1 protein-coding gene is annotated in these 397 nt (G+C 63.7%); it reads right to left on the bottom strand.

The features are described 5' to 3' along the window. Window positions 1-108 precede the first annotated feature (108 nt). Window positions 109-397 (bottom strand): IclR family transcriptional regulator (locus FLO80_RS24120; protein WP_500676339.1); only part of this gene is annotated, 289 nt, incomplete at its 5' end.

The following is a 397-nucleotide window of genomic DNA, read 5'->3' as shown; positions in this document are numbered from 1 at the left end:
GAACTGGCGGATGCTGTCCAGCAGCAGGTTCAGGGTTTCCGGATCACGAATCATGCTCACTCCAATAGGCCCCTAGGCCGGTTGCCATGATTCCGTCACCGGCCTCGGTCAGCGGGTGGCGGCCTCGATGTTGTGGACCATGTGCAGCAGGCGCGGGCCGATGTCGTCCTCCAGTTTCTCGCGCTTGAGATGGAAACTCGGCCCGCCGCAATTGAACGCCAGTAGCCCATGGCTCTCATGGTGCAAGGCCACGCCCACCGCGTTGACGTCGCGTTGCCACTCGCCGAGCGACAGGCAGAAGCCGTAGTCGGCATAGTCGCGGAAGGCCCGCTCCAGCCCCTTGCGCACTTCCGGCCAGTCTTCCGGGTGGCGCTTGCGAATGTGCCCGAGGATGAAT

Source organism: Aquicoccus porphyridii, from assembly GCF_008369105.1.
Classification (GTDB): domain Bacteria; phylum Pseudomonadota; class Alphaproteobacteria; order Rhodobacterales; family Rhodobacteraceae; genus Aquicoccus; species Aquicoccus porphyridii.
Note: the sequence above shows the minus strand (reverse complement) of the source record. Positions and strands in the feature narration are given on the sequence as shown.